Origin of the sequence: Brevundimonas variabilis (genome assembly GCF_014199945.1) — a bacterium.
GTDB classification, from domain to species: domain Bacteria; phylum Pseudomonadota; class Alphaproteobacteria; order Caulobacterales; family Caulobacteraceae; genus Brevundimonas; species Brevundimonas variabilis.
Window position 1 is genome coordinate 331,754 of sequence record NZ_JACHOR010000003.1, and the last position, 23,159, is coordinate 354,912.

Genomic DNA, 23,159 nt, shown 5'->3' on the forward strand with positions numbered 1-23,159 from the left:
TCGCTTTCAGCGAGACCCACAATCACCCCGCCTCGGGAAACCGGGGCGGGGTTTTTCGTATCCGGATTGCCCGGATCAAGGTGGCGCGCTACCTTGCGACCATGAACATTCACCTGCCCAAGCCAGACAAGTACAAGGCCTATCGGGCTCGCAAGAAGGCGGCGGGGCTGAAGCAGGTGCGCATCTGGACCCTGGACCCCGAAATGCCGGGGTTCCGTGAAGCGATGAATGCCGCCCTCGTGAGGGAGCTGAACAGCGCGGAGGCGCAACATCTCCAGGATAGCAGTGATGCCAATGCCGCCGACATCTGGCGGGACCTGCCGTAATGAGACGATGTGATGTGGTCATTGTCGCCCTGCCCGGCGACAAACCCAGACCCGCGCTTGTTCTTCAGTCAGATGAGCTGCTGCAATCGGCCAGCGTGCTTGTCTGTCCCTTCACCAGCGGCCTCGAGTTCGCCTCACCCCATCGTGTGGTGCTGGAGCCCGCCACCGCAAACGGATTGAGGTCCGCCTCAGTCCTGATGACCGAGAAGATGCAGGCCATCCGTCGCGAGAAATGCGGCGACGTGATCGGACACCTCACGGCTTCGGAAATGGCGGTCGTCGAACCGCAGCTGGCCTTTGTCCTCGGCCTCGGATCGACAGGAACGTCCTGACACCATGATCATCCTCGCAGGCCTCGGCAATCCGGGTCCCAAATACCAGAACAACCGCCACAACATCGGCTTCATGGCCGTGGACGAGATCGCGCGTCGCTGGCGCTTCGGGCCGGAGCGGGCGAAATTCCAGTCTGTCGTGCGCGATGGCGAGGTCGACACACCCGCGGGTCCGGTCAAGGTGCTGCTGATGAAGCCCCAGACCTTCATGAACGAGAGCGGCCGGGCCGTTGGCGAGGCCGCCCGCTTCTACAAGATCAAGCCCGCCGACATCATCGTCTTCCACGACGAGATCGACCTGGCCCCCGGACGGTTCCGCATGAAGACAGGCGGCGGGGCCGCCGGCCAGAACGGCATCCGTTCGATGATCAGCCATGTGGGGGCCGAATTCCGCCGTGGCCGCCTGGGGATCGGTCATCCGGGCGACAAGACGCTGGTGATGCCGCATGTGCTGGGCGACTTCCACAAGGCCGAACAGCCCTGGCTCGAGGCCCTGCTGAACGCCTGCGCGGACGCCCTGCCCTTTGCCCTGGCCGGTGAGGACGAGCGGTATCAGGGGGAGGTGCTGCGGCTGGCACCCGCACCCAAATTCAGTCCGCGCCAGGCGGCCGAGGCTGCCCGCAAGGGCGAATAGTCGCGCTGGTCATTCAGTCCTGCCAAGGCTAAGGCGATCATCGTGAACCGCCCGGCATCCGAATCCTGGTCGACATTCCGCTCGCTGGCCTTCCTGGCCGCGACATTCGCGATCGTGCTTGGCACCCTGATGCCGTTCGCGGCCATGGCGGCCTCGGTCCCCGGTCAGCCGATCGTGCTGTGTTCGGTGGAAGGCCCCCGCACGATCCAGTCGGGTGGCCCCACGGAAGAGCACCCTGAGGACGGCCTGTCCGGGGCGAAATGCGCCGCCTGTGTCATGCCACTGCCCGGGGTCCTGCCCCCGCCCCCGGTGCCGGAGCCCGCTCCCGTCGTCCGGATCGTCGCAGCGATCGACCACGCTCCGCTCTCGACCAGCCCTCCGCCCCCGGCCCGCGCCCCGCCGCGCCCGTACTCCACCGCTCCACCGCAAGCCTGAACCAGACCGCCAAGCAAGGCGCGCGACCGCACGACGGCGCGCGCATGACTGTCTCTGTTTCAGGAAATCCCCCATGTCTCTCAAGACCACGGCGGCGCAAGGTGCGCTGCTGCTGGTGGCGTCCATCGCCACCCCCGCCTTCGCCCAGAGTGCCGCTTCCGCCCCTGCTCCCGTCGCCGATCTGGGCGAGGTGATCGTCACGGCCACGCCCAATCCCGAGGATTCGCCGACCGTCGCCGAGGCTCGACGTCGCCTGTCGCGGACACCCGGATCCGTCGCCGTGGTGTCGGCCGAAAGCCTCCAAAGCCGCTATGCCCCCAATATCGCCGACGTCCTGCGCGATGTGCCCGGCGTCTATGCCCAGAAGAAATGGGGCGGTGACGTCCGCATCTCGATCCGGGGCTCGGGCATTGGCAATGCCAACCATCTGCGCGGCCTGTTCGTGTCGCAAGACGGTATCCCGTTCAACGAGGCCGATGGCTTCGGCGACGTCCAGATGGTCGATCCCCTGCTGGCCCGCTACACCGAGGTCTACAAGGGCGGCAACGCGTTGCGCTTTGGCGGCGCCCTGCTGGGCGGGGCCGTCAATCTGGTCACCCCGAACGGCAGCACGATCGGCGACACCGCAAGCCTTCGTGCCGATTTCGGGTCTTGGAAGACGGGTCGGCTCCATGCCGAGATCGGCGGGGTGCGCGGCGACTGGGACGGGTTCCTGGGCGTCACGGGCACAACAGCGGAGGGCTGGCGGCAGAACTCGGACGGACAGCAGCAGTATGTGACCGCCAACATCGGTCGCAGCTTCGGCGAGGACCGCGAAGCGCGACTGATCGTGCAGGGGGCCTATATCCATCAGCAGATCCCCGGATCGCTGACACTGACCCAGGCCCTGAACACGCCGATCATGGCGGCTGCCGCCAATGTGGCCAATGACTATCAGCGTGACTATGCCTCGGTGCGGACAACCCTCTCGACCCGCTGGCGGCTGAGTTCGGACCTGCTGTTCGAGGGCGCGGTCTATGGCACCTGGAAGGATCTGCACCACCCGATCTTCCAGGTCATCGACCAGCAGAGCCGCAACTACGGCGCCTTCGGTCGGCTGGACTGGGAGGGTCGCCTGTTCGGTCTCCGGGCCGATGCCTTCGGCGGCGCCTGGTACAGGGTCGGAGACCTGGATGCCCAGCAGTTCGTCAATGTGAGAGGGTCCAGCGGGAATCGCACGGCCCGCGCCCGCCAGAATGCAAAAGCGCTCGACGTCTTTGGCGAAGGCCGCCTGTTCGTGACGGACCGCGTCGCCATCGTTGCAGGCGGCTCCTGGGGTCGCGCCGAACGGGATTTCCAGAGCTTCGTCGTCCCCGGTGTGGCGTCGACCTTCAACCTGACCCGGGACAAGGACTACGACTGGTTTGCTCCCCGTGTTGGCCTGTTGTGGGAAAGCGAGTCCGGCGCCCAGGCCTATGCCAATGTCACCCGGTCGATCGAGCCGCCGAACTTTGGCTCCCTATCCCCGACCGTCGGCGGATTTGCCCCGATCGAGGCCCAGGAAGCCTGGACCTGGGAAGCGGGCGTGCGGGGCCGTACCAGCCAGTTCTCATGGGATGTGGCGGTCTATCGGGCAGAACTCGAAAACGAGTTGCTGAACTTCGTCGTCAATCCGGCGCTGGGCATCCCGGCAGCCACCTTCAATGCCGGCCCGACGGTGCATCAGGGGATCGAGGCCGGCCTCGACTGGCGGTTCGCCCCCGGATGGCGGCTGAGGCAGACCTATACCCTGTCCGACTTCTTCTTCGAGAATGACCGGGTTTACGGCGACAACGATCTGCCTCTGGTGCCCCCCCATCTGTATCGCGCCGAGCTTCGCTACGACCATCCGTCAGGCTGGTTCATCGCACCTTCCGTCGAGACGACACCGTCGGACTCCTGGCTGGATTATGCCAATACCTTCAAGGTGCCGGGATACACGGTCCTGAACCTGGGTCTCGGCTGGACCCTGAACGAACGGACCAGCCTCTCGGTCGATGCACGGAACCTGCTGGATGAACGCTACGTGTCGAACTTCAGTGCCGTGACCGATGCCCGCACGGCCTCCACCGCTGTCTTCTGGCCGGGTGAAGGCGTCTCGGCCTTCGTCGGCCTGAGGTTCGCATACTGATGGCGACGTCTCACACATCCGGCGCGGCGTCTGCTGCCCCCGCCCCCCTGTCGGCAGCCTACCGCACCGTCTGGCGCTGGCATTTCTATGCCGGACTGCTGGTCCTGCCTTTTCTGCTGCTGCTGGCCCTGACCGGCGGGGTCTATCTGTTCAAGGACGAGATCGACGGGGTGCTCTGGCGCGACATGGCGCGGGTCGAGGCCCGCGCCGGCACCGTGTCGCCCGATCGCTGGATCGCGGCGGCCGAGGTCGTGACCGGGGGGGAGGCGCGTTCGGTGCGCGTCCCGGCCACGCCGGACGCGGCCGTCCGGGTCGTCGTCAACGACGCCGAGGGCCAGGGGCGGATCGTCTTTGTCGACCCCTATGATGCCCAGGTGACCGGCATTACCGGCCTGGTCGGGGTCACCGAGACGGTCAAACAGCTCCACAGTCTGGAGTTCTTCGGTCCAGTGATGAACGTCTGGGTCGAGATCGTGGCCGGCTGGGCCATCATCCTGTTCGCCACCGGCATCTTCCTCTGGTGGCCAAGGGGGCGGGATGTCGGCATAGTCGCGATCAGGGCGGCCCGGACCGGTCGCCGACCCTTCTGGCGGGACCTGCATGCGGTCACGGGTCTCTATGCCGGCGGCATCATCGTGTTCCTGGCCATGACGGGGATGCTGTGGTCGGCGGTCTGGGGCGACCAGTTCATGGGCGCGGTCCGGGCCAACGGGCTGGGTCGCCCCCCTGCCCCTGCGGCAAACGACTGGCAGCACGCGGACCATGCCGACAAGCCGGTGGGCACGGGCTGGCTGATGGACGGCATGGTCCTGTCAGCGCCGGCGTCCGGGGATCAGGCGCTCTCGAGGGTCGTGGCGACGGCGCGGGCCGAGGGCATGGCCCTGCCCTTCACGGTCTCGATCCCGAAATCCGGCGATGTGACCTGGACCGTCGCGCACGAGGCCCGCCGGGTCCAGGATGCCCGCAGCCTGTATGTCGACGGGGCAACGGGCGCGGTCAGGGCCGACATCGGCTACAGTCAGTTCGGTATCGGAGCCAAAGCCTTCGAATGGAGCATCTACACCCACCAGGGCACCCAGTATGGCCAGATCAACCGACTGGTCATGCTGTCGGGCTGTATCGCGGTCTGGCTGCTGGGCATCAGTGCCGTGATGATGTGGTGGAAACGGCGGCCGAAGGGGCGACTTGCCGCGCCGGTCGCGCCGCCCGGAGCGCGCGCCAAGGTCGCAGTTCTCGGCATCGTCTTGCCGCTGTGTATTCTCTATCCTCTGACCGGCCTCAGTCTTCTGGTGGCCGTCCTGCTCGACCGGGCAGTGGCGGCGATCGGCAAGCGAAGCGGGCCAAGCCGGAAAGTCCTGTCATGAAGCGTCTCCTGATCCTGTCGGCTGTTCTGGCCACGGCCGCCTGTTCTCCCCCGGCCGAGACGAAGGCCGATCTGGCCGTCGTCAGTGTGACCGGGGCCATCTGTCGTCCGACGCCGGCGGGGCGGCAGGTCACGGGCTGCTACCTGACCCTGACCGCCAGCCGGGACGATACGCTGATGACGGCCGAAAGCCCGGCCAGTGCCCTCGCCCAGGTCCATGAGAGCAGCATGGAGAACAACATGATGGTCATGTACGAGGCCAAGGCGGGCCTGCCGCTGCCGGCGGGTCAGGCCGTGGCGCTGGCTCCGGGCGGCAATCACATCATGCTGCTGGGCGTGAAAGAGCCTTTGGTGGCAGGCGACACGGTGAAGCTGACGCTGACCTTCGCGTCGGCCCGCCCTGTCGAGGTCGAGGCCAGCGTGGGCCAGCCAGCGTTGCCGGCGGCAAAGATGGATCACGGCGGGCACTGACGCCGGGTTCTCGTGAAGGCCGAGCCTGACAAACCGGTTCGAACCGGCTAAAGGCTCGCGCCTCACAAGATCGACCATGTCGCCCTGCGCCGTGGCTGCACCAGGAATACCATGGCTCTGAAAGTCGCGATCGTCGGCCTGCCCAATGTCGGCAAGTCCACCCTGTTCAACGCCCTGACCAAGACGGCGGCGGCCCAGGCGGCCAACTATCCGTTCTGCACGATCGAGCCGAACACCGGCGACGTCGCCGTGCCCGAGCCGCGGCTGGAGGCGCTGGCCGAAATCGCGGGCTCCAAGGAGATCATCCCGTCGCGCATCACGTTTGTCGACATCGCCGGACTGGTCCGGGGCGCGTCCAAAGGCGAGGGCCTGGGCAACCAGTTCCTGGCCAACATCCGCGACTGCGACGCCGTCGCCTTCGTGGCGCGCTGCTTCGTCGATGACGACATCACCCATGTCGAGGGCCGGGTCGATCCCGTCAGCGATCTGGAGATCATCGAGACCGAATTGATGCTGGCCGACCTCGAAAGCCTCGAGAAGCGGGTCGTCAATGTTGAGAAGAAGGCCAAGGGCGGCGACAAGGACGCCCAGACGACGCTGCGCCTGATCAATGCCGCCTTGGTGCCGCTCCGGGCCGGCAAGCCTGCCCGCGTGGTCGAGGTCAGCAAGGAGGACGAGAAGGCGTGGCATATGCTCCAGCTGCTGACGTCCCTGCCCGCCCTCTATGTCTGCAATGTCGATGAGAACTCGGCCGACAAGGGCAATGAATACTCCGACCGGGTCGCCAAACGCGCGGCCGAGGACAATGCCAAGTCCGTCGTGATCTCGGCCAAGATCGATTCCGAACTGGCCGTGCTCGACCCCGCCGAACAGGCCGAGTTCCTCGAGAGCATGGGGCTGAAAGAGCCCGGCCTCACGCGCCTGATCCGCGAGGCCTACGCCCTGCTGGGGCTGCAGACCTATTTCACCGTGGGTCCCAAGGAGGCCCGCGCCTGGACCATCCACGTTGGCGACACGGCCCCGCAGGCGGCGGGCGTGATCCACACGGACTTCGAGAAGGGCTTCATCCGGGCCGAAACCATCGCCTATGAGGACTTCGTCGCCCTGCGCGGCGAGGCCAAGGCTCGCGAGGCCGGCAAGCTGCGCGCCGAGGGCAAGGCCTATGTCGTCAAGGACGGCGACGTGATGAACTTCCTGTTCAGCGGCTGAGGCTCAGGGCACCGGCAATGCCGGAGCCTTGGTCGAGTTGTCGCCCAGCGTCGTGCATTTGGTCAGGGTGACAGGATCGTCCTGACGATCCAGCCAGGTCAGGGTCAGCACCTGTCCGGCAACGGTCATGCTGACCCGTTCCGTTCGGGGCCCGGTGCCGGTCTGGCACTGGAGGTTGGCGTCATAGCCATTGACGGCCTGGTCGATGCTGGCGATCTCGCAGCGCTGGCCATCGCCCGCGAACTGGACGGGCGTGATCGCGAGGGTGCGGGGATTACCCGCCGGATCGGCGCACCAGCTGACATCGCGGGACCAGCGGCCGACGAAACTGGTCGGCCCCGTGCCGGGCATGGCACCCGAGCCGGCGATGCCGCTGTCGACACCCGGCGTAGCCATGGCCGGCGTCTCGATCGCCGGAGCCGGCTCGGTCGGGGAATTGACGGCCGCTTCCTGCCCACAGGCCGCCAGCAAGGCGGTTGACAGCAGCAGCCCGAGGGCGAGGTCCGGTCTGGTCATCCCCACCGAACGCTCGCCAGCCCGGGCGGTTCGATTACTGCCGCGCACCGTCGCTGAGGGCGCGCGTGCTGCCGAATTCCGACGTCGGCTTCCAGGTCGGCCACTCATCCCCATTGGCGAGGTCGAGGGCCAGCCGGTACAGCAGAGTCAGGTTCTCGACCGCCGAGCGCAGGTCCCAGTCCGCCGACCATTCGTCCGAGACCTTGTGATAGTCGGCCCGGAATTTGGCGTCATAGGCCGGCTTGCCGACCTCGGTCCCGCCTTCGTCGAGATCCACGCCGTGCCAGGTCATCAGGGCCGGGACGCCGGCCCGCACGAAGGGGAAGTGGTCGGACCGGGTGTAGAAGCCCTGCTCCGGCTGGCCATCATCGGTGACATAGCGGCCCTCGGCCTCAGCCAGGACCTGCAGCTTGTCCTCTAGGGTGTTCTGGCCCTTGCCGAAGATCGGCAGGTCCCGTGTCGGAGCCGACAGCGGCAGCATATCAATGTTGATGTCGGCCACAGTCGTCTCCAGGGGATAGACCGGGTTTGCGACATAGCCATAGGCCCCCAGCAGACCCATTTCCTCGGCCGCCATATGGGCAAAGACGATGGTCCGCTTCGGCGCGGGAGCCGCCTTCAGCTGACGCGCCATCTCCAGGATGCCCACGGTGCCCGAGGCATTGTCCCAGGCCCCGTTGTAGATGTTGTCCGTGGTCGTCGAGACTTCACTGACGTGGTCAGAACCGACGCCCACGTGGTCCCAGTGTGCGGAAAAGACGATGGTCTCGTCCGGCTGCTCGGTGCCAGTGATCCTGGCCAGCAGGTTGTGCGTGCGAAGGGTGTCGATCGTCTCGGCTGCCGCCACCGACAGGGTGACGCCGGTCAGGGCCTTTGCCTTGAACTCGCCGGTCGCCGTATCGGAAAGAGTCGCCATGTCCAGACCGGCGGCAGCGGCCCACTGGGCCCCGAGATCATGGTTGATCGCGCCGCTGAACTCGAGGTCAGCAGCCCCCGGCGACAGGGTCCGCTGGCGATTGTTGAACTGGCCCATCCGCAGCCAGCCGGCATCGGTCGCGGCCACCGGCATCAGGGTGATGATCCCCACAGCGCCGCGCCGGAAGGCCTCGTCGGCCTTGTACCAGCCGTTGTTGTAGGCGGTCGGATAGGCCCCGTTGAACCGCTCGGTCACGCCCTCCGCGGTCGGCTCGCCGGACAGGACGATGACCACCTTGCCCCGCACATCGATGTCGCCATAGTCGTCCCACGAGCGCTCCGGCGCATGGATTCCGTAGCCGGCGAAGACCAGACCGGCATTCTTGACCCGGGCCTGACCGTCGTTGGTCGCGGCGCGCAGGATGATGTCCGTCCCCGCCTGAAGCGCGTGAACAGTGCCATCCGGACCGGTCCAGCTGGCCGAGGCCGAATCCGCGACCGGGGTATAGCGCTTCAGGTCGATCGGCTGCAGCCACTGACCATTCGGTCCGCCCGGCTCCATGCCCATGGCCTCATAGCGGGCCTGCAGCCAGTCGAGGGTCTTCTTCTCGCCCTCGGTACCGGGATAGCGACCCAGGAAATCATCGGCTGAGATGGTGCGGATTTCCTCGGAAATCCGCTCGGCCGAGAAGTCCTGCGCCATCGCCGCGCCGGCTGACAGCAGAAGGGTCGCGGCGGACACGCCACACAGGATACGACGCAACATGGGGTCTCGCTTTCCGAAAGGTTTCGGCGCGCACCTTAGGCACCTCGACCCACCGTGTCCCTTACGGTTTTGTCATCCAGCGTGGCGGGCTCAGACGGGTTTCAAGTCCCGGACGTAGCGTTTCCAGTTCTGCACATAGTGTTCGGCCGAAGCCTCCAGTGCCGCGATCTGGCCGGGTTCGAGCGCCCGCACCACCTTGCCCGGCTGCCCCATCACCAGCGACCCGTCCGGGATGACCTTGCCCTCGGTGATCAGGGCATTGGCACCGATCAGGCAGTTCCGGCCGATCTTCGCCCGCCCTAGCACGACCGCCCCGATCCCGATCAGGGTGTTGTCGCCGATCTCGCAGCCATGCAGCATCGCCATGTGCCCGACGGTCACGCCGCGCCCGATCATCAGAGGCTCGCCCGCATCGGTGTGCAGGACACTGCCGTCCTGGATGTTCGAGTTCTCGCCGATGGTAATGGGATCATTGTCCCCGCGCAGCACGGCCCCGAACCAGACACTGGCCCCGGGTTTCAGGATGACATGACCGACAACAGTCGCATTGGGCGCAATCCAGTATTCGTCCTGCGACGGAAGGTCCGGAGACTTGTCACCCAGCGTATAGATCGTCATCACATCACCGTCATAACTTTGGAAAATGAGCGCTTTAAGCCTTCGTAAACCACGCTAGCATCAGAGTGTGTTTGCGATTCGAGGCCACGCCTACTGGCCCCGGATCCGTAGCCGGATCAAGCCCGGTCCGGCCAGGCCGCAAGGAGACGCGAGTGTCGCGTTGGGTTCGGCGGTGGGTTCGCCCACTGGAAGCTGGTTCTTCTCCCGACCCCGGATGTGGCGTCTGCGCCTCCGCTCTCCTCCCCGATACCGCTCAAGGCGTTGCCATTCCGGCATCGCCTTTTTTCTTGTCCAGCGCCGACCGGGCCCTCCGGACGGCGTCTCCCCAGCCATGAGGCCGTGATGACCAAGCGTGCAGCCATCAAGCGTCAATCTCGCGAAGGCGGAGCCTTCGACGGACCCGATTATGGTCAGGATTCCAAGGTGCGGCGCCTGCCGACCGCCTCGAACCGCGGGTGGTCGCCCCATCCGTCGAACGATGACCGCGAGCAGGGCTATCTCAAGACGCTGAAACCCAAGTCAGAGGGCCAGGCCGCCCTGCTGAACGCCATCGATACCTCCAACCTGTGCGTGGCGCTCGGGCCTGCAGGCACCGGCAAGACCTATCTGGCCGTGGCCAAGGCGGTCGAGGCGCTGGAGGCCGGCAAGGTCGGACGCATCGTCCTGAGCCGCCCGGCGGTCGAGGCCGGGGAGTCGATCGGCTTCCTGCCCGGGGCGATGGAGGACAAGCTGGCCCCCTATCTGCGGCCGCTCTACGACGCCCTGTCGGACCGGCTGACGATGAAACGGGTTGGGGCCCTGATGGCAGAGGGCCTGATCGAGATCGCGCCGGTGGGATACATGCGCGGTCGCACGCTGAACAACGCCTTCATCGTCATCGACGAGGCCCAGAACTGCACCTACGTCCAGCTCAAGATGCTGCTGACCCGGCTGGGCTGGCATTCGACCATGGTGGTCACTGGCGACCCCGGCCAGACCGACCTGCTGCCCTCGCTGTCGGGTCTTGCCGACATCGCGGCGCGACTGGAGGCGGTGCCGGAAATCTCGGTGGTCCGCCTGGCCGAAGGCGACATCGTCCGCCACCCGCTGGTGGCCAGCATGATCGGGGTGCTCTGACGGAAATCCTTCTCCCCTTGCGGGAGAAGTTGGACGGCTGATCTTCCTTCTCCCCTTGCGGGAGAAGGTGGCACGCGAAGCGTGACGGATGAGGGGTTGCAACCCTCGTCCGTTTCGTTTCGTCCAGGCCCAACGTCAAAATCCCGCCTGACCCCTCATCCGCCCCTCCGGGGCACCCCTCGGAGGATCGCATGCGATCCTCCTCGACCCGCAGGGGGAGAAGGACTGGGAAACCCCTACCCCGCGATCAGGCCGAAGTCGGCGACCTGGCCCATGACGTCACGGACCTGGCCCAGCAGTTTCAGGCGGTTGTCGCGTTCCTCGGGAACGTCGGAATTGACCATCACCCCGACGAAGAAGTCGTCGACCGGAGCCCGCAAGGCCGCCAGCGCCCGCATGGCCCCGGCGAAGTCCTCGGCAGCGACGGCCGTTTCCACATCCATCCGGGCCCTCTGGACCGAGGCGGCCAGCGCCTGCTCCTGCGGCAGGACCAGACGGTTGAGGTCGACCATCCCTGTCGGAATGGGGCCCTTCTTCTCCTCGGCCCTGAGGATGTTGGACGCGCGCTTGTAGCCGGCCAGCAGATTGGTGCCGTCGTCCGTGGCGAGGAAGGTGCCGAGCGCTTCGACCCGACGGACGATGCGGACGAGGTCGTCATCGCCGAGCGCGAAGACGGCATCGACGAGATCATGCCGTTGGCCCTGATCGCGGAGCAGGACCTTCAGGCGATCGGCGAAGAAAAGAAGAAGCTCTACCTCTTCGCCAGCTTGGGAAAGATCACTTTCGCCAAAGCGTCTTGGGAAGTGGGCCGAATGAACTCTAACAACTGAACTTACTTTCAGGCGGCAGCCGTTAGCGATCAGTAGCCTGATCACCCCCAGCGCCGCTCGTCTCAGCGCGAACGGATCTTTCGACCCCGTCGGCCTTTCGTCGATGGCGAAGAACCCGACCAGCGTATCCAGCTTGTCCGCCAGCGCCACGGCGACCGTGAGCGGCGCGGTCGGGACCGTGTCGTTTGGCCCCTGCGGCTTGTAGTGGTCGCGGATGGCGTCGGCCAGGGCTGAGCCCTCCCCCTGGAGGGGGGAGGGTTGGGTGGGGGTGGAGGCAGCCTGCGTCCGGTCGGCCGCGTTCACCCGGTCGTCGGTCGAACCCGCAGCAGAGTCTTGCGGGGATACAGGCGACGCCGTGCCTCCACCCCCATCCCCGACCCTTCCCCCCTCGAGGGGGAAGGGAGCAGCAAGGTCACGCGCATAATAGCCACCCATGATGCCCTGCAGTTCGGGGAACTCACCCACCATGCCGGACGCCAGATCGGCCTTGGCCAGACGGGCGGCGCGTTCGGCCTGGTCGGGATCGGCCCCGAGCAGAGGGGCGATCTCGCGGGCGAGGGCGGCGATCCGTTCGACACGGTCGGCCAGGGTTCCCAGCTTGGCATGGAAGGTCACGCCTTCCAGCTTCTTCAACCAGGTGTCGAACCCGACCTTGCGATCCTCGTCCCAGAAGAATCGGGCATCGTTCAGGCGCGCCGACAGCACTCGCGAATTGCCGCCAGCCAGGGCCCGGCCCCCGTCGGAGGCCTCGACATTGGCGACGACGACGAAATTCGGTGCCAGGCCGTCGCGGGCCGGGTCGCGCACCGCGAAATATTTCTGGTGCACCTTCATCGACAGCCGGATCACCTCGGGCGGCAGGTCAAGGAAGGCCGGGTCCATGTCTCCCAGGATCGGCGTCGGCCATTCGGCAAGGCCCGCGACCTCTTCCAGCAACCCGTCATCGTCGACGAGGACCAGACCCCGCTCGGCACAGACCGCTTTCGCTGCCTCGAGGATGCGCAGGCGTCGGTCGGCGGCGTCCAGCAGGACGAATTCCTGCTCCAGCCGGGCGCGGTAGTCCGCGAAATCCCTGACCGCGAACGGCTGGCCGGAGCCCATGAAGCGGTGACCCTCGGTCATGTCGCTGCTGGGGATGCCGTCAATGTCGAACGGCACCACGGCCCCGTCGAACAGGGCCACGATCCGCTTCAGCGGCCGGACCCAGCGCAGGGTGCCGGAGCCCCAGCGCATCGACTTGGGCCAGGGGAAGCCGCGCACGATCTGGTCGACCATCTCCGGCACCACGGCCGTGGTCTGCACGCCCTGCGACGCCACCACGGCGAACCAGACGCCATCGCGGTCGGTCAGCTGTTCCTTGGTCAGACCCGTCTTGCGCAGGAAGCCCTCCAGCGCCTGTTCGGGGGCCGAGGTCCGAGGCCCCTTGACCTCTTCCTCACGGTCCGGCGTCGCCACCGGCAGTCCCTCGACCACCAGCGTCAGCCGCCGGGGCCCGGCATAGGTCGTCAGTGCATCCCAGGTCAGGCCGGCAGCCTTCAGCCGCTCGCTCGCCATCCGCTCCAGATCACGCGCCGCCGCCCCCTGCATCCGTGCAGGAATTTCTTCGGAAAACAGTTCGATGAGAAGTTGGGGCATCAGATTTCGCTAGAGCCCTTCCCCTCGAGGGGGAAGGGTTGGGATGGGGTGGAGGCATTGACGGAGGTGAGAGGCACCGAGACTCTGATGGCTTTGGTGATCTCGGCCACCACGGCGTCGATCTCGCTATCGATGCGCTTGTTCGGTATTCGCATGACCCGAAAGCCTTGGCCATCGAGCCAGGCGTCACGCTCGGAATCGCGCAACACTACGTCCGGCTGGGCATGGATCCCGCCATCCACCTCGATCACGAGCTTAGCGGGCAGACAGGCGAAATCGACGACATAGGCACCGATCGGGGCCTGACGCCGGACCCGGTTCGGTAGCTGACGGAGCCGCTTCCAGAGGGTGCTTTCGGCATGGGTCGGCGTTGCGCGGAGTTTGCGCGCGCGTTGGATTCCGCCGTCCTTGATCTTCGCGGCGCGGGCAAACCTGTCGATCAGGATGCCGGGAAAGCCGTCGTCGGGACCGGGTTCGGAGTCTTGCGGGGACATGGGGATCAATGTGCCTCCACCCCATCCCCGGCCCTTCCCCCTCGAGGGGAAGGGAGAAGAGCTTCGCGCTCCTGTTCGACATAGGCGACCGCACACGCCTTGCAGAGGTCGCGGATGCGGCCGATGTAGCTCTGCCGTTCGGCGACGGCGATCGCCCCGCGAGCGTCCATCAGGTTGAACAGGTGCGACGCCTTCAGGACCTGATCATAGGCGGGCAGCACCAGTTGCTGACCCTGGGGGCCGGTCATGGCCAGAAGCCGGGTCGACTCGGCCTCCATGTCCTCGAACCGGCGCTTCAGGCCCTCGACGTCATAGCCGTGGAAATTGGCCTGGGACTGCTGGCGTTCGTTCTCGAGGAAGACCTCGCCATAGGTCGTGCCGTCTCTGGTGAATTTGAGGTCGTAGACGTTGTCGACGCCCTGCACATACATGGCCAGCCGTTCCAGACCGTAGGTCAGCTCGCCGGACACGACATCGACCTCGATCCCGCCGACGCCCTGGAAATAGGTGAACTGCGTCACCTCCATGCCGTCGCACCAAACCTCCCAGCCCAGACCCCAGGCCCCGACGGTCGGGTTCTCCCAGTCGTCCTCGACAAAGCGGATGTCGTGAAGTTTCGGATCGATCCCGATCGCCTTGAGCGAGCCCAGATAGAGCTCCTGCAGGTCGTCGGGGTTCGGCTTCAGGATCACCTGAAACTGGTAGTAATGCTGAAGGCGGTTGGGGTTCTCGCCATAGCGGCCATCACCCGGACGGCGCGACGGCTGCACATAGGCCGCCTTCCAGGGCCGGGGCCCCAGCGCGCGCAGCACGGTCGCCGGGTGCAACGTTCCGGCCCCCACCTCGACGTCATAGGGCTGAAGGATCGCACACCCCCGCTCGCCCCAGTATTTCTGGAGGGTGAGGATCAGATCCTGGAAGGCAAGCGGTTCGGACGGTTCGGCCACGGGCGTGTCTTTTAGGCAAAGAGAAAGGCGGCGGACCCTAGGGCCCACCGCCTTCAACTTCAACACGACGCGCGGTCGTCAGGCAGATTAGGCCTGGGGCGCGGGGGTCGGGACCGGGGCCGTTTCGGCACCGGCATCGGCATCGGCCTCAACCGGCGGCGTCTGAGCCGGGTCGGTTTCGGTCGGCGTGACCTCTTCCGTCACGGGCGCATCCGTCGTGGCCGGCGGCGTGGCCGGGACATCAGCGGCCGGGGCGGTGGCCGCATCAGCGGCTGCCGGGAGGGCTTCCTCGTCGCCCATGGCGGCCTGGGATGCCTCCGGGCTCAACACCTTGTCGATGATGAACACGGCACCGTTCGAGGCGTCGATATCAGCCTGGACGATGGTGGCGTCGTCGATCTTGAGCGTCGAGCCGGTACCGTCCAGCTGGACCTGCGAACGGGCTGCCGTCTCGACGCCGCCCTTGGCACCCTGGATCTGGCTCGAATTCACGTCAGCGACGATCACATGATACAGCAGGATCTGACGCAGTTCGTTGACGTTGGCCGGATCCATCAGACGGGTGCGCTCCGCCTCGGGCAGGGCCGCAAAAGCCGCGTCGGTCGGGGCGAAGATCGAGATCGCCGGCTGGGTCTGCAACGTCGACGTCAGTTGCGCGGCTTCGAGCGCAGCCAGCAGGGTCGTGAACTGGCCATCCGCTTTCAGCGTGTCGATGACGTTACCGCCAGCGGCGGGCGTGGTTTCCGCGCCGTCGGACGTGGGTTGGGCGGGTGCCGTCGTGGCCTGCGGCGCCGAAGCTTCCGATGTCGCGGGTTCCGGCGTCATGGAGCCAGTCGATGCATCCTGGGCAAAGGCAGCAGGTGCAGCAAACAGAGCGATGGCGGCAGTAGCGGTCAGGAGTCGTGTGCGAAGCATGACGAATGTTCCTTTTAATCTAAATGGCCGCCCGAGTGGGGAGGGCGCGGCCTGTTACTTACCCAAGTGAAAAGCACCAGGGTCAGGACTGGTTCCAGATCGCATCGCGATTTTGTGAACATAAGTTCAGGCAAGGGTGATCTGGCGGTTATTGAAAGGCACTGCCCTCAATACTGCCGATATATCGCCTTAATCGGCTCTATCCGCCGCAACACCGCCCAGAATGCAGGTTTCGACCCACCATCCTGCCTGCCGATGAGCCAACGTCTCCGCTGCAGCCCGCGCGTCCCGCTCGTTGTCAAACAGCCCGAAAACCGTGGCTCCTGACCCTGACATGCGGGTCAGGCGAACGTTTTCAATTTCGGCAACGCCTTGCATGGCCGCCCGGATCCCCGGTGTCAGGCCCATTGCCGGGAGTTCGAGATTGTTGCGGCATCTGCCCAGCCAGTCGATCACTGCTGGTATGGACCAGTCGGAGGGCGGGTCCGGCCGATCCGCAATGCGAGGTGCTTCGTCATAGGCCCGATAGACAGCGCCCGTTGGCGACGGAAGGCCGGGATTGACGAGCACGGCGTGCAGGGGCGGCATCAGATCCGCATCGGAAAGCTTTTCCCCGTAGCCCTCGGCCCAGGCGGTGCGCCCGCGCAGGCACATTGGCCCATCTGCACCCACGACCCGGGACACGGCTTCCAGCGACGCCTCGTCCATGCCGAGCTTCAGCATCTGGTTGGCGAGCTTCAATGAGGTGCCGGCATCCGCCGATCCGCCGCCGAGCCCTGCCGCTATCGGCAACCGCTTGTCCAGGATGACCCTCAGGCCCGGCTCACCGAGCCCTGCGGCATCACCCAGCGCGCGCAGGGCCTTCAGGATCAGATTGTCGCCCCGCTCCCCGCCACCCTGCTCCGACAGGGCGGAGGCGAACGGACCTGTCACCTCAAGGGTCAGGCGATCGGCCGGTTCGACGCTCACCCGATCCCCGACATCGGCAAAGGCGACCAGACTGCACAGCGGATGGTAGCCATCGGGTTCGATGGGTCCAACGTGCAGGAACAGATTGACCTTGGCCGGGGCCAGTCCCGTCAGCCGCATCGCACGATCAGTTCGCGGCTGCGCCCGAGGCCGGCCCTATGGCCCCGGACGCCGTGTCAGCGGACACGGTGTCAGCCGATACGGGCTGCAGGGGCCCCAGACCCTCCACCAGCTTCTTCTCGACCCCGGCCTTGCGTTCGGCATCCGGATCCAGGGTCAGGACGCGGTTCCACTGGAATCCGGCCTCGCGCTGGCGCCCCACCTGCCAATAGGCATCGCCAAGGTGGTCGTTGATTTCAGCATTGGCCGGTTCCTTGGCCACGGCTTCCTCCAGGGTGGCGACCGCGATCTCGTACTGGCCCTGACGAAACTGGGCCCAGCCCAGTGAGTCCTGGATATTGCCATCGTTGGGCGATGCGGCATGTGCCCGGGCAATCATGGCGGCTCCCTCGGCGACCCGCGTCCCGCTGTCGACCCAAAGATAGCCAAGGTAGTTCAGGATTGTCGGATTGTTGGGCTGGAGTTGCAGCGCCGCCCAGAGTTCCGCTTCGGCCTCGGACGTGCGCCCAAGGGATTCATAGGCCGCGCCCCGCAGGAAATGGGTTTCGGCACCCTGACCGGCACGGGCCAGGACCGGCGCGTTCAGGATGGCAAGGCTCTCGTCATAACGCTGCAACTGCAGCAGCATGCCTGCCACCTGCTGGGCCAGCCCGGGATTGTCGGGAATGGCTGCAAGCGCGTTCTGGTATTCGACAAGGGCCTCCTCGAACCTGTCCTCCTGGGCATGGCTCAGACCGATCTGGGTCCGGGCGATGGCATAGACGAGCGGGTCGGCCTGGCTGACCTCGGCATAGGCCGCGCGTGCGGCCGATGCCAGCCGGGCCTCGGTCAGGGCTTCGCCCAGCTTCATGCGCAGGCCGTCCGAAGGCGCAACACTCAACGCCATACGGATATAGACTGCCGCAAACTCGCCCAGACCGACGCCTCCCAGGACGGCAGCGGAGTTGTTGAGGGCTTCGGCCGCACCTTCGCGGATCGTGGTCAATTTGGGCGGACGGCCTCTGGCCTGAGCCCGGGCGATCACGGGGGCAAAGATCGTCTGTGCCCCCGCCCCCGGTGCAGCCGCATAGACCGCCAGAGCCTCCTCGCGCCGCCCCCTGCGCTCGAGGAAGGCTCCATATTCGACCCGGAAGATCGTCTGGGTTGGAGCCAGGTCGACCAGCGCCTTGAAGCCGGCATCGGCCTCGTCATAGCGCCGCCGGATCTCGAGCAGTTGCGCATGGTTGTAGCGCTGCAGTTGGCTCACCTCCGCGCCGGACCCCTCGGCCGGGTTGGCAAGCGCAAGATCCCAGTCGCCGGCCTCTGCTGCAATCCAGGGCGTGACCAGGGTCGCACCCAGCGCATGTGGTGGCTGGATGGGGTCGGCCTTGAGGTCGGCAAGCGCTTTGCGGGCGTCACCTCTGGCAAAGGTCTGCACGACCGAAACCAGTCGGCCCGCCTCGCCGATGACCGGAGAGACACCCTCGCCCGCCGGCGCCGTGCGCGCGGCATCGTCCAGGTCGCCGCTGATCAGCGCTGCCATGAAGGTCTGCTGGCGAACCGACGGCTGTTCCGGCGTCAGCCTCGACACCTCGGCCAGATAGTCGGCACCGCGCGACCCCTGACCATTTGCCAGGGCTGAGCGTCCGGCAAGGTACAGGCCATAGGCCGTCCGCCCCTGACTGTTGCGCGGCACCGGAGCCCAGACTTCCGGGATCGGCGCAACCACGGGCTCTGCCGGTGCAGCAGGGGCTGGAGCGACGTTCGGCACCGTCAGCACGCCCGGCGTGATCGCCGGGGCCGGCGGTGGAGCCTCCTGCGCCAGCGCCGACGTGGCCAGGGCCAGCGGTGCGACAAAGCCCAGCAGGGCGATACGGAATGACTTCATGGGCATGGACGCGAACCTTCACGCTTTGCGATCGGACCGCAAGCGTTACACCCGCTGATGGCCATCACATGTTCGGATAGTTGGGCCCGCCGCCACCCTCTGGCGTCGTCCAGACGATGTTCTGGGACGGATCCTTGATGTCACACGTCTTGCAGTGGACGCAGTTCTGCGCGTTGATCTGGAAGCGCGGCTCGGACTTCGTCGCCTCGTCCGCATACAGCACCTCGTAGACTCCGGCCGGGCAATACAGCCGCGCGGGCTCGCCATATTTGGGCAGGTTGACCCGGATCGGCACCGACGGGTCGATCAGCTTCAGGTGCGCGGGCTGTTCCTCGGCATGGTTGGTATTCGAGATGAACACGCTGGACAGCTTGTCGAAAGACAGCTTTCCGTCCGGCTTCGGATAGACGATCGGCTTGTGCTTCGAGGCCAGTTCCGTCGAGGCCGCATCGGTCTTGCCGTGCTTCTGGGTACCGAACACCGACAGACCGGTAAGATGGTTGGTCCACAGGTCGAACAGACCGGCCGCCCCACCCAGCGTCGTACCCAGTTTCGACAGCAGGGGCTTGGCGTTCCGGACGGACTTCAGCTCCTTGTAGACCCAGCTCTTCTCATAAGCGGCCTGGTACTCGACCAGTTCGTCACCGGCACGCCCGGCCATGACGGCCTCATAGGCGGCATCGGCGGCCAGCATGCCGGTCTTCATGGCATTGTGGCTGCCCTTGATGCGGGGAACGTTCACGAAGCCCGCCGAACAGCCGATCAGGGCCCCGCCGGGGAAGCTGAGCTTGGGAACCGACTGGAACCCGCCCTCGGTGATCGCCCGTGCGCCATAGGAGATGCGCGTCGCGCCCTCCAGGTGCTCGGCAATGGCCGGGTGATGCTTGAACCGCTGGAACTCGTCGAAGGGCGACAGGTGGGGGTTCTTGTAGTTCAGGTGCACGACGTAGCCGATGGCCACGTAGTTATCGCCGAAATGGTACATGAAGCTGCCGCCGCCGGTGTGCTCGTCCAGCGGCCAGCCGGTGGTGTGCTGGGCCAGACCCGGCTGGTGCTTCTCGGGCGGGACCTGCCAGAGTTCCTTCAGGCCGATGCCGTATTTCTGCGGCTCCTTGCCCTCGGCCAGCTTGTGGCGGGCGATAATGGTCTTGGCCAGGGACCCGCGCACGCCCTCGGCGATAAAGACGTATTTGCCGTGCAGCTCGATCCCGGGCTGGAAATCGTCGGTCGGCTTCCCGTGCTTGTCGATGCCGAACACCCCGGCCACGACACCCTTCACCCGCCCCGATGGCTCGTCCCAGACCACATGGCTGGCGGCCATGCCGGGATAGACCTCGACGCCGAGACCCTCGGCCTGTTCGCCGAGCCAGCGCGTCACATTGGCCAGCGAGGCGATGTAGCAGCCCTCGTTGTGCATCATCGGCGGCAGGGCGAACATCGGCAGGGAGACCTGGCCCATGGGGCCAAGCACCATGAACTTGTCCTTGGTCACCGGGGTCTCCAGTGGTGCCCCCATGGCCTTCCAGTCCGGGAACAGCTCGGTCAGGGCGCGCGGATCGATCACGGCACCGGACAGGATATGCCCCCCGACCTCGGCCGACTTCTCCAGCACGGCGACGGAGATTTCGGTCCCGGCCTCGGCGGCCTTCTGCTTGAGCCGGATTGCGGCAGACAGGCCTGACGGTCCGCCCCCGACGATGACGACGTCATACTCCATGACCTCGCGCTCCACGCCCTGAAGCGCTTCCAGAGGCGGCAGATTGTCCAGGATGGCTTCCTGGGCCGGGCTCTCGGTGCCGCCTTCGATCGCTTCCTCGGCCATTCGGCGCTGTTCCTCGTGGTGCATGGGATTTCGACCCTTATCGATAGGTGACGCGACGGCGGTCAAGGCCTATCCCTGTCGCAGACCATGAACGCCGTTTCCGACATTCCCTTCGACAGGGCTGCAGCCGAGAGCCTTCTCGCCTTCTGGGCGGATGCGGGGGTCGACGCCTGTTTCGAGGACGCGCCGGTCGATCGAACCTATGTTCCCCCGCTCGCGCTGAAGGCGGTTGCGCGCGCCACGGCCAGTGTCGTGGTCCCCCAGGATACCGCAGGATCAGCCGAGGAGGCACGTCGTCTGGCCTCGGCGTGCAGGACGCTCGACGAACTGGCCGCCGCCGTTGCCGCCTTCGAGGGTTGTCCCCTGCGTGAAATGGGAGCCCGTCAGTCGGTCTTCGCCCGGGGCAACCCGACAGCCCCGGTGCTGATCATTGGCGAAGGACCCGGGGCCGAGGAAGACGCTCAGGGTGAGCCGTTCGTCGGCAAGGCCGGACAGTTGCTGGACCGGATGATTGCTGCCGCAGGGCTGACCGACCGGGTCTTCATCACCAACACCGTCTTCTGGTGCCCCCCCGGGAATCGCACACCGACACCGGCTGAACAGGCCATCAGCGCGCCCTTTGTCGAACGGGCCTTTGCGCTGCTGAAGCCGAAAGTCGTGCTGCTGCTCGGAGCCGCCGCCTCGAAATCGGTGCTCAGGACCGAGGACGGGATCATGAAACTGCGGGGCGAATGGCGGGAGTGGCGGCTGCCGGAGGGCGACGTTTCGGCGCCGGCCCTGCCCACGCTGCATCCGGCCTTCCTGCTGAGACAGCCCCAGGCCAAGCGCGTCGTCTGGTCCGACATGCTGAATCTGGCAGCCCGACTTGACGCGCCGGACATCATTAACCCTTAAAAGATTGCCCCAATGAGGCGAATTCCGCATACTGACCACTGACGACCAATCGCAGACCGCGCGCCGATCCTGAATCGAGACGGGAGACGTGCAGCACGAAGAGGCCGCCGCTTTGTCATTGAAGTTTCCTGGTGCGCTTCTCGCGCTCGCCGTGTCGTTTCCGCTGGTGACCCTTTCGGTCTCGGCGCACGCTGCCGAGGAGCGCCCGGTCCTATCTGCGCTTCCGGGTTCGGAGAATGGCCCCGTCGCGCTGAGCCCGTCCGATCGCCTCACCTACACCACGGCCTTCGATGCCTTGCGGCGCGGCGATCTGGAGCTGGCCCGCACATCGGCCCGGCTGGCCAACGATCGCGTCCTGCTGGGTCAGGTAGAGTTCGAGCGCCTGTTCCACCGCTCGCACACCGCAACATACGACGAACTGGCGGCCTGGCTCGAAGACTATGCCGACCTGCCCACCGCGCCGCGTGTCTATAGCCTCGCCCTTCGGCGTCGGCCGGACGGTGCCCCTGAACCCAGACGCCCCCGGGGCGTGGGCGGGCGCACCTGGGACAGCGTCGTCGATGCCGGAGGGGGCTCGACCGAGGACGATCCCGCTCGGGCCGCACGCGTCGCCCTGAACAACGACGACCTGTCCGGCGCGGTCATGCTGGGCAGCCAGATCGGTGACTGGTGGACCGTTGCCCTCGCCCAGTATCGCCTGAACGATTTCAGTGCTGCCTTCGAGGCCTTCGAACGGGTCGCGCTTGACCCCACCGAGGACGCATGGGTTAGGGCCGGCGCTGCCGTCTGGGCCTCGAAGGCCGCAGGACTGTCGGGCCGTCAGGACCGCATTCAGGAATACCAGCGCCTCGCCGCCCGCTGGCCCGCGACCTTCTATGGCCAGATCGCCCTTCGCCAGCTTGGCGAGGAGCCGGCGATCGAGAACCTGGGCCCCCGCCCCTATCAGGCCGCTGTGCGTCAGGCGACCTACCAGCCCGCCGAGCCGATCGGCGTGGACCTCGGTGAGCTGAACGCCTTTATCCAGTCCGACCCACAAGCGCGCCGGACCGTCGCCTTCTACGAGGTCGGTCGTCGTACCGATGCCCAGAGCGAGCTGCGCACCGGCCTGCGGGGCGCAGCCGGGGACACAGCGCGCCGCATGTGGGCCGGGCTTGCCCGGGCGCTGCGCTTCAACACCAGCAGTGACGTGACCCGGATCGACGCCACCCGCTACGCCCAGCCGGTTCTGGAGCCGGAAGGCGGCTTCACCATCGAGAAGGCCCTCGTCTACGCCATTGCCCGCAAGGAAACTGGCTTTGACCCCGAGGCGCGCTCGGGTGCCGGTGCGTTCGGGATCATGCAGGTCATGCCGACCACGGCGGCCGAACTGACCGGAGATCGCGGCTTTGCCACGGACCCGCAACGCCTGCTGGTGCCCGCAACCAACATCCGTCTGGGCCAGGCCTATATCAACAAGATGCTGGCACTTCCGGCCTTCCGGGGCGACGTCCTGCGCGCCGTCGCGTCCTACAATGCCGGACCGGGCCCCATGCTGAGCGCGATCCGCAAGCTGGGTCCAGATGCCGACCCCCTGCTGCTGATTGAGACGATCGACGTGCCCCAGGCGCGTCAGTACGTCGAGGAAGTCATGGCCGCCTACTGGATCTACCAGCGCATGTTCGGCGGCCCCCTGAACACGCTGGATGCCGTTGCCGGCGGGGCCCGTCTGGTTCCGATCGGTCTCGACTATGTCGCACCCCTGCCGACCAGCCCCATGATGGCGTCCGTCGCTCCACCAGTGGGCGCGCCCTAGACCGTCGCCCCACGCCAGACCGGA

Annotated in this window: 20 protein-coding genes and 1 pseudogene; 11 read left to right on the forward strand and 10 right to left on the reverse strand. The window is 66.3% G+C overall.

Annotated features, from left to right (window positions below; all coding sequences use genetic code 11):
* Positions 1-101 precede the first annotated feature (101 nt).
* The 8 genes from GGR13_RS10300 to ychF all read left to right on the forward strand — a co-directional run bounded on the left by GGR13_RS10300 (position 102) and on the right by ychF (position 6,919).
* Positions 102-326, forward strand: a complete 225-nt coding sequence (locus GGR13_RS10300; protein WP_183213439.1) for an antitoxin MazE-like protein — start codon at positions 102-104, stop codon at positions 324-326.
* Positions 326-658 carry a type II toxin-antitoxin system PemK/MazF family toxin gene (locus GGR13_RS10305; RefSeq protein WP_183213440.1) on the forward strand — a complete coding sequence of 111 codons (333 nt, stop codon included), beginning with the start codon at positions 326-328 and terminating at the stop codon, positions 656-658. The genes GGR13_RS10300 and GGR13_RS10305 overlap by 1 nt, the downstream gene beginning before the upstream one ends.
* A 4-nt stretch (positions 659-662) precedes the next feature.
* Positions 663-1,292, forward strand: a complete 630-nt coding sequence (gene pth, locus GGR13_RS10310; protein WP_183213441.1) for an aminoacyl-tRNA hydrolase — start codon at positions 663-665, stop codon at positions 1,290-1,292.
* A 42-nt stretch (positions 1,293-1,334) separates the two neighbouring features.
* On the forward strand, positions 1,335-1,727 hold the full coding sequence (locus tag GGR13_RS10315; RefSeq protein ID WP_183213442.1) for a DUF2946 family protein: 393 nt from the start codon (positions 1,335-1,337) through the stop codon (positions 1,725-1,727).
* A 73-nt stretch (positions 1,728-1,800) separates the two neighbouring features.
* Positions 1,801-3,876, forward strand: a complete 2,076-nt coding sequence (locus GGR13_RS10320) for a TonB-dependent receptor family protein (RefSeq protein WP_183213443.1) — start codon at positions 1,801-1,803, stop codon at positions 3,874-3,876.
* Complete coding sequence (locus GGR13_RS10325; protein WP_183213444.1) at positions 3,876-5,240, forward strand: PepSY-associated TM helix domain-containing protein; 1,365 nt, start codon at positions 3,876-3,878, stop codon at positions 5,238-5,240. Before GGR13_RS10320 ends, GGR13_RS10325 begins: the two co-directional genes overlap by 1 nt.
* Positions 5,237-5,710: a copper chaperone PCu(A)C gene (locus GGR13_RS10330; RefSeq protein WP_183213445.1), complete on the forward strand. Its 474-nt coding sequence runs from the start codon at positions 5,237-5,239 to the stop codon at positions 5,708-5,710. Before GGR13_RS10325 ends, GGR13_RS10330 begins: the two co-directional genes overlap by 4 nt.
* Before the next feature lie 111 nt (positions 5,711-5,821).
* Positions 5,822-6,919 carry a redox-regulated ATPase YchF gene (ychF, locus tag GGR13_RS10335; protein ID WP_183213446.1) on the forward strand — a complete coding sequence of 366 codons (1,098 nt, stop codon included), beginning with the start codon at positions 5,822-5,824 and terminating at the stop codon, positions 6,917-6,919.
* A gap of 3 nt (positions 6,920-6,922) precedes the next feature.
* Here the strand turns inward: ychF and GGR13_RS10340 are convergent, their stop codons facing one another.
* The 3 genes and pseudogenes from GGR13_RS10340 to GGR13_RS10350 all read right to left on the reverse strand — a co-directional run.
* Positions 6,923-7,435 carry a hypothetical protein gene (locus GGR13_RS10340; protein WP_183213447.1) on the reverse strand — a complete coding sequence of 171 codons (513 nt, stop codon included), beginning with the start codon at positions 7,433-7,435 and terminating at the stop codon, positions 6,923-6,925.
* A 34-nt stretch (positions 7,436-7,469) separates the two neighbouring features.
* Positions 7,470-9,116 carry a M28 family peptidase gene (locus GGR13_RS10345; protein WP_183213448.1) on the reverse strand — a complete coding sequence of 549 codons (1,647 nt, stop codon included), beginning with the start codon at positions 9,114-9,116 and terminating at the stop codon, positions 7,470-7,472.
* Between the two features lie 225 nt (positions 9,117-9,341).
* A pseudogene (locus GGR13_RS10350) lies at positions 9,342-9,734 on the reverse strand (gamma carbonic anhydrase family protein); the annotation flags it as partial.
* Between the two features lie 342 nt (positions 9,735-10,076).
* Here GGR13_RS10350 and GGR13_RS10355 point away from each other — a divergent pair.
* Positions 10,077-10,850 (forward strand): PhoH family protein, encoded by a 774-nt coding sequence (locus GGR13_RS10355; protein ID WP_183213450.1) that lies wholly within the window; start codon positions 10,077-10,079, stop codon positions 10,848-10,850.
* A 236-nt stretch (positions 10,851-11,086) separates the two neighbouring features.
* Here the strand turns inward: GGR13_RS10355 and glyS are convergent, their stop codons facing one another.
* The 7 genes from glyS to GGR13_RS10390 all read right to left on the reverse strand — a co-directional run bounded on the left by glyS (position 11,087) and on the right by GGR13_RS10390 (position 20,344).
* Entirely contained in the window at positions 11,087-13,315 is a 2,229-nt protein-coding gene (glyS, locus tag GGR13_RS16635; RefSeq protein ID WP_246347793.1) for a glycine--tRNA ligase subunit beta, read from the reverse strand.
* Positions 13,315-13,809, reverse strand: coding sequence for an endonuclease domain-containing protein (locus GGR13_RS10365; protein WP_183213451.1), 495 nt, complete (start codon positions 13,807-13,809; stop codon positions 13,315-13,317). Before GGR13_RS10365 ends, glyS begins: the two co-directional genes overlap by 1 nt.
* A gap of 5 nt (positions 13,810-13,814) precedes the next feature.
* Positions 13,815-14,756, reverse strand: coding sequence for a glycine--tRNA ligase subunit alpha (locus GGR13_RS10370; protein ID WP_183213452.1), 942 nt, complete (start codon positions 14,754-14,756; stop codon positions 13,815-13,817).
* Between the two features lie 87 nt (positions 14,757-14,843).
* The gene (locus tag GGR13_RS10375; protein ID WP_183213453.1) at positions 14,844-15,671 is read right to left on the reverse strand and encodes a fasciclin domain-containing protein; all 828 of its coding nucleotides are present in this window, start codon (positions 15,669-15,671) and stop codon (positions 14,844-14,846) included.
* Positions 15,672-15,860: 189 nt separating this feature from the next.
* A complete protein-coding gene (locus GGR13_RS10380; RefSeq protein WP_183213454.1) occupies positions 15,861-16,760 on the reverse strand; it encodes a 4-(cytidine 5'-diphospho)-2-C-methyl-D-erythritol kinase in 900 nt (299 codons plus the stop codon).
* A gap of 7 nt (positions 16,761-16,767) precedes the next feature.
* A complete protein-coding gene (locus tag GGR13_RS10385; RefSeq protein WP_183213455.1) occupies positions 16,768-18,633 on the reverse strand; it encodes a tetratricopeptide repeat protein in 1,866 nt (621 codons plus the stop codon).
* 58 nt (positions 18,634-18,691) lie between these two features.
* Positions 18,692-20,344, reverse strand: a complete 1,653-nt coding sequence (locus GGR13_RS10390; RefSeq protein ID WP_183213650.1) for an electron transfer flavoprotein-ubiquinone oxidoreductase — start codon at positions 20,342-20,344, stop codon at positions 18,692-18,694.
* A gap of 192 nt (positions 20,345-20,536) precedes the next feature.
* Here GGR13_RS10390 and GGR13_RS10395 point away from each other — a divergent pair, with 192 nt between their 5' ends.
* Complete coding sequence (locus GGR13_RS10395; RefSeq protein WP_183213456.1) at positions 20,537-21,343, forward strand: uracil-DNA glycosylase; 807 nt, start codon at positions 20,537-20,539, stop codon at positions 21,341-21,343.
* Between the two features lie 88 nt (positions 21,344-21,431).
* Positions 21,432-23,135 carry a lytic transglycosylase domain-containing protein gene (locus tag GGR13_RS10400; RefSeq protein WP_343060348.1) on the forward strand — a complete coding sequence of 568 codons (1,704 nt, stop codon included), beginning with the start codon at positions 21,432-21,434 and terminating at the stop codon, positions 23,133-23,135.
* Positions 23,136-23,159 lie beyond the last annotated feature (24 nt).

What these genes read in the sequence shown, in the direction of transcription:
- GGR13_RS10300 (WP_183213439.1), top strand. Translation starts at nt 102, where the DNA reads ATGAACATTCACCTGCCCAAGCCAGACAAGTACAAGGCCTATCGGGCT.
- GGR13_RS10305 (WP_183213440.1), top strand. Translation starts at nt 326, where the DNA reads ATGAGACGATGTGATGTGGTCATTGTCGCCCTGCCCGGCGACAAACCC.
- pth (WP_183213441.1), top strand. Translation starts at nt 663, where the DNA reads ATGATCATCCTCGCAGGCCTCGGCAATCCGGGTCCCAAATACCAGAAC.
- GGR13_RS10320 (WP_183213443.1), top strand. Translation starts at nt 1,801, where the DNA reads ATGTCTCTCAAGACCACGGCGGCGCAAGGTGCGCTGCTGCTGGTGGCG.
- GGR13_RS10325 (WP_183213444.1), top strand. Translation starts at nt 3,876, where the DNA reads ATGGCGACGTCTCACACATCCGGCGCGGCGTCTGCTGCCCCCGCCCCC.
- GGR13_RS10330 (WP_183213445.1), top strand. Translation starts at nt 5,237, where the DNA reads ATGAAGCGTCTCCTGATCCTGTCGGCTGTTCTGGCCACGGCCGCCTGT.
- ychF (WP_183213446.1), top strand. Translation starts at nt 5,822, where the DNA reads ATGGCTCTGAAAGTCGCGATCGTCGGCCTGCCCAATGTCGGCAAGTCC.
- GGR13_RS10340 (WP_183213447.1), bottom strand. Translation starts at nt 7,435, where the DNA reads ATGACCAGACCGGACCTCGCCCTCGGGCTGCTGCTGTCAACCGCCTTG.
- GGR13_RS10345 (WP_183213448.1), bottom strand. Translation starts at nt 9,116, where the DNA reads ATGTTGCGTCGTATCCTGTGTGGCGTGTCCGCCGCGACCCTTCTGCTG.
- GGR13_RS10355 (WP_183213450.1), top strand. Translation starts at nt 10,077, where the DNA reads ATGACCAAGCGTGCAGCCATCAAGCGTCAATCTCGCGAAGGCGGAGCC.
- glyS (WP_246347793.1), bottom strand. Translation starts at nt 13,315, where the DNA reads ATGCCCCAACTTCTCATCGAACTGTTTTCCGAAGAAATTCCTGCACGG.
- GGR13_RS10365 (WP_183213451.1), bottom strand. Translation starts at nt 13,809, where the DNA reads ATGTCCCCGCAAGACTCCGAACCCGGTCCCGACGACGGCTTTCCCGGC.
- GGR13_RS10375 (WP_183213453.1), bottom strand. Translation starts at nt 15,671, where the DNA reads ATGCTTCGCACACGACTCCTGACCGCTACTGCCGCCATCGCTCTGTTT.
- GGR13_RS10380 (WP_183213454.1), bottom strand. Translation starts at nt 16,760, where the DNA reads ATGCGGCTGACGGGACTGGCCCCGGCCAAGGTCAATCTGTTCCTGCAC.
- GGR13_RS10385 (WP_183213455.1), bottom strand. Translation starts at nt 18,633, where the DNA reads ATGCCCATGAAGTCATTCCGTATCGCCCTGCTGGGCTTTGTCGCACCG.
- GGR13_RS10390 (WP_183213650.1), bottom strand. Translation starts at nt 20,344, where the DNA reads ATGGAGTATGACGTCGTCATCGTCGGGGGCGGACCGTCAGGCCTGTCT.
- GGR13_RS10395 (WP_183213456.1), top strand. Translation starts at nt 20,537, where the DNA reads ATGAACGCCGTTTCCGACATTCCCTTCGACAGGGCTGCAGCCGAGAGC.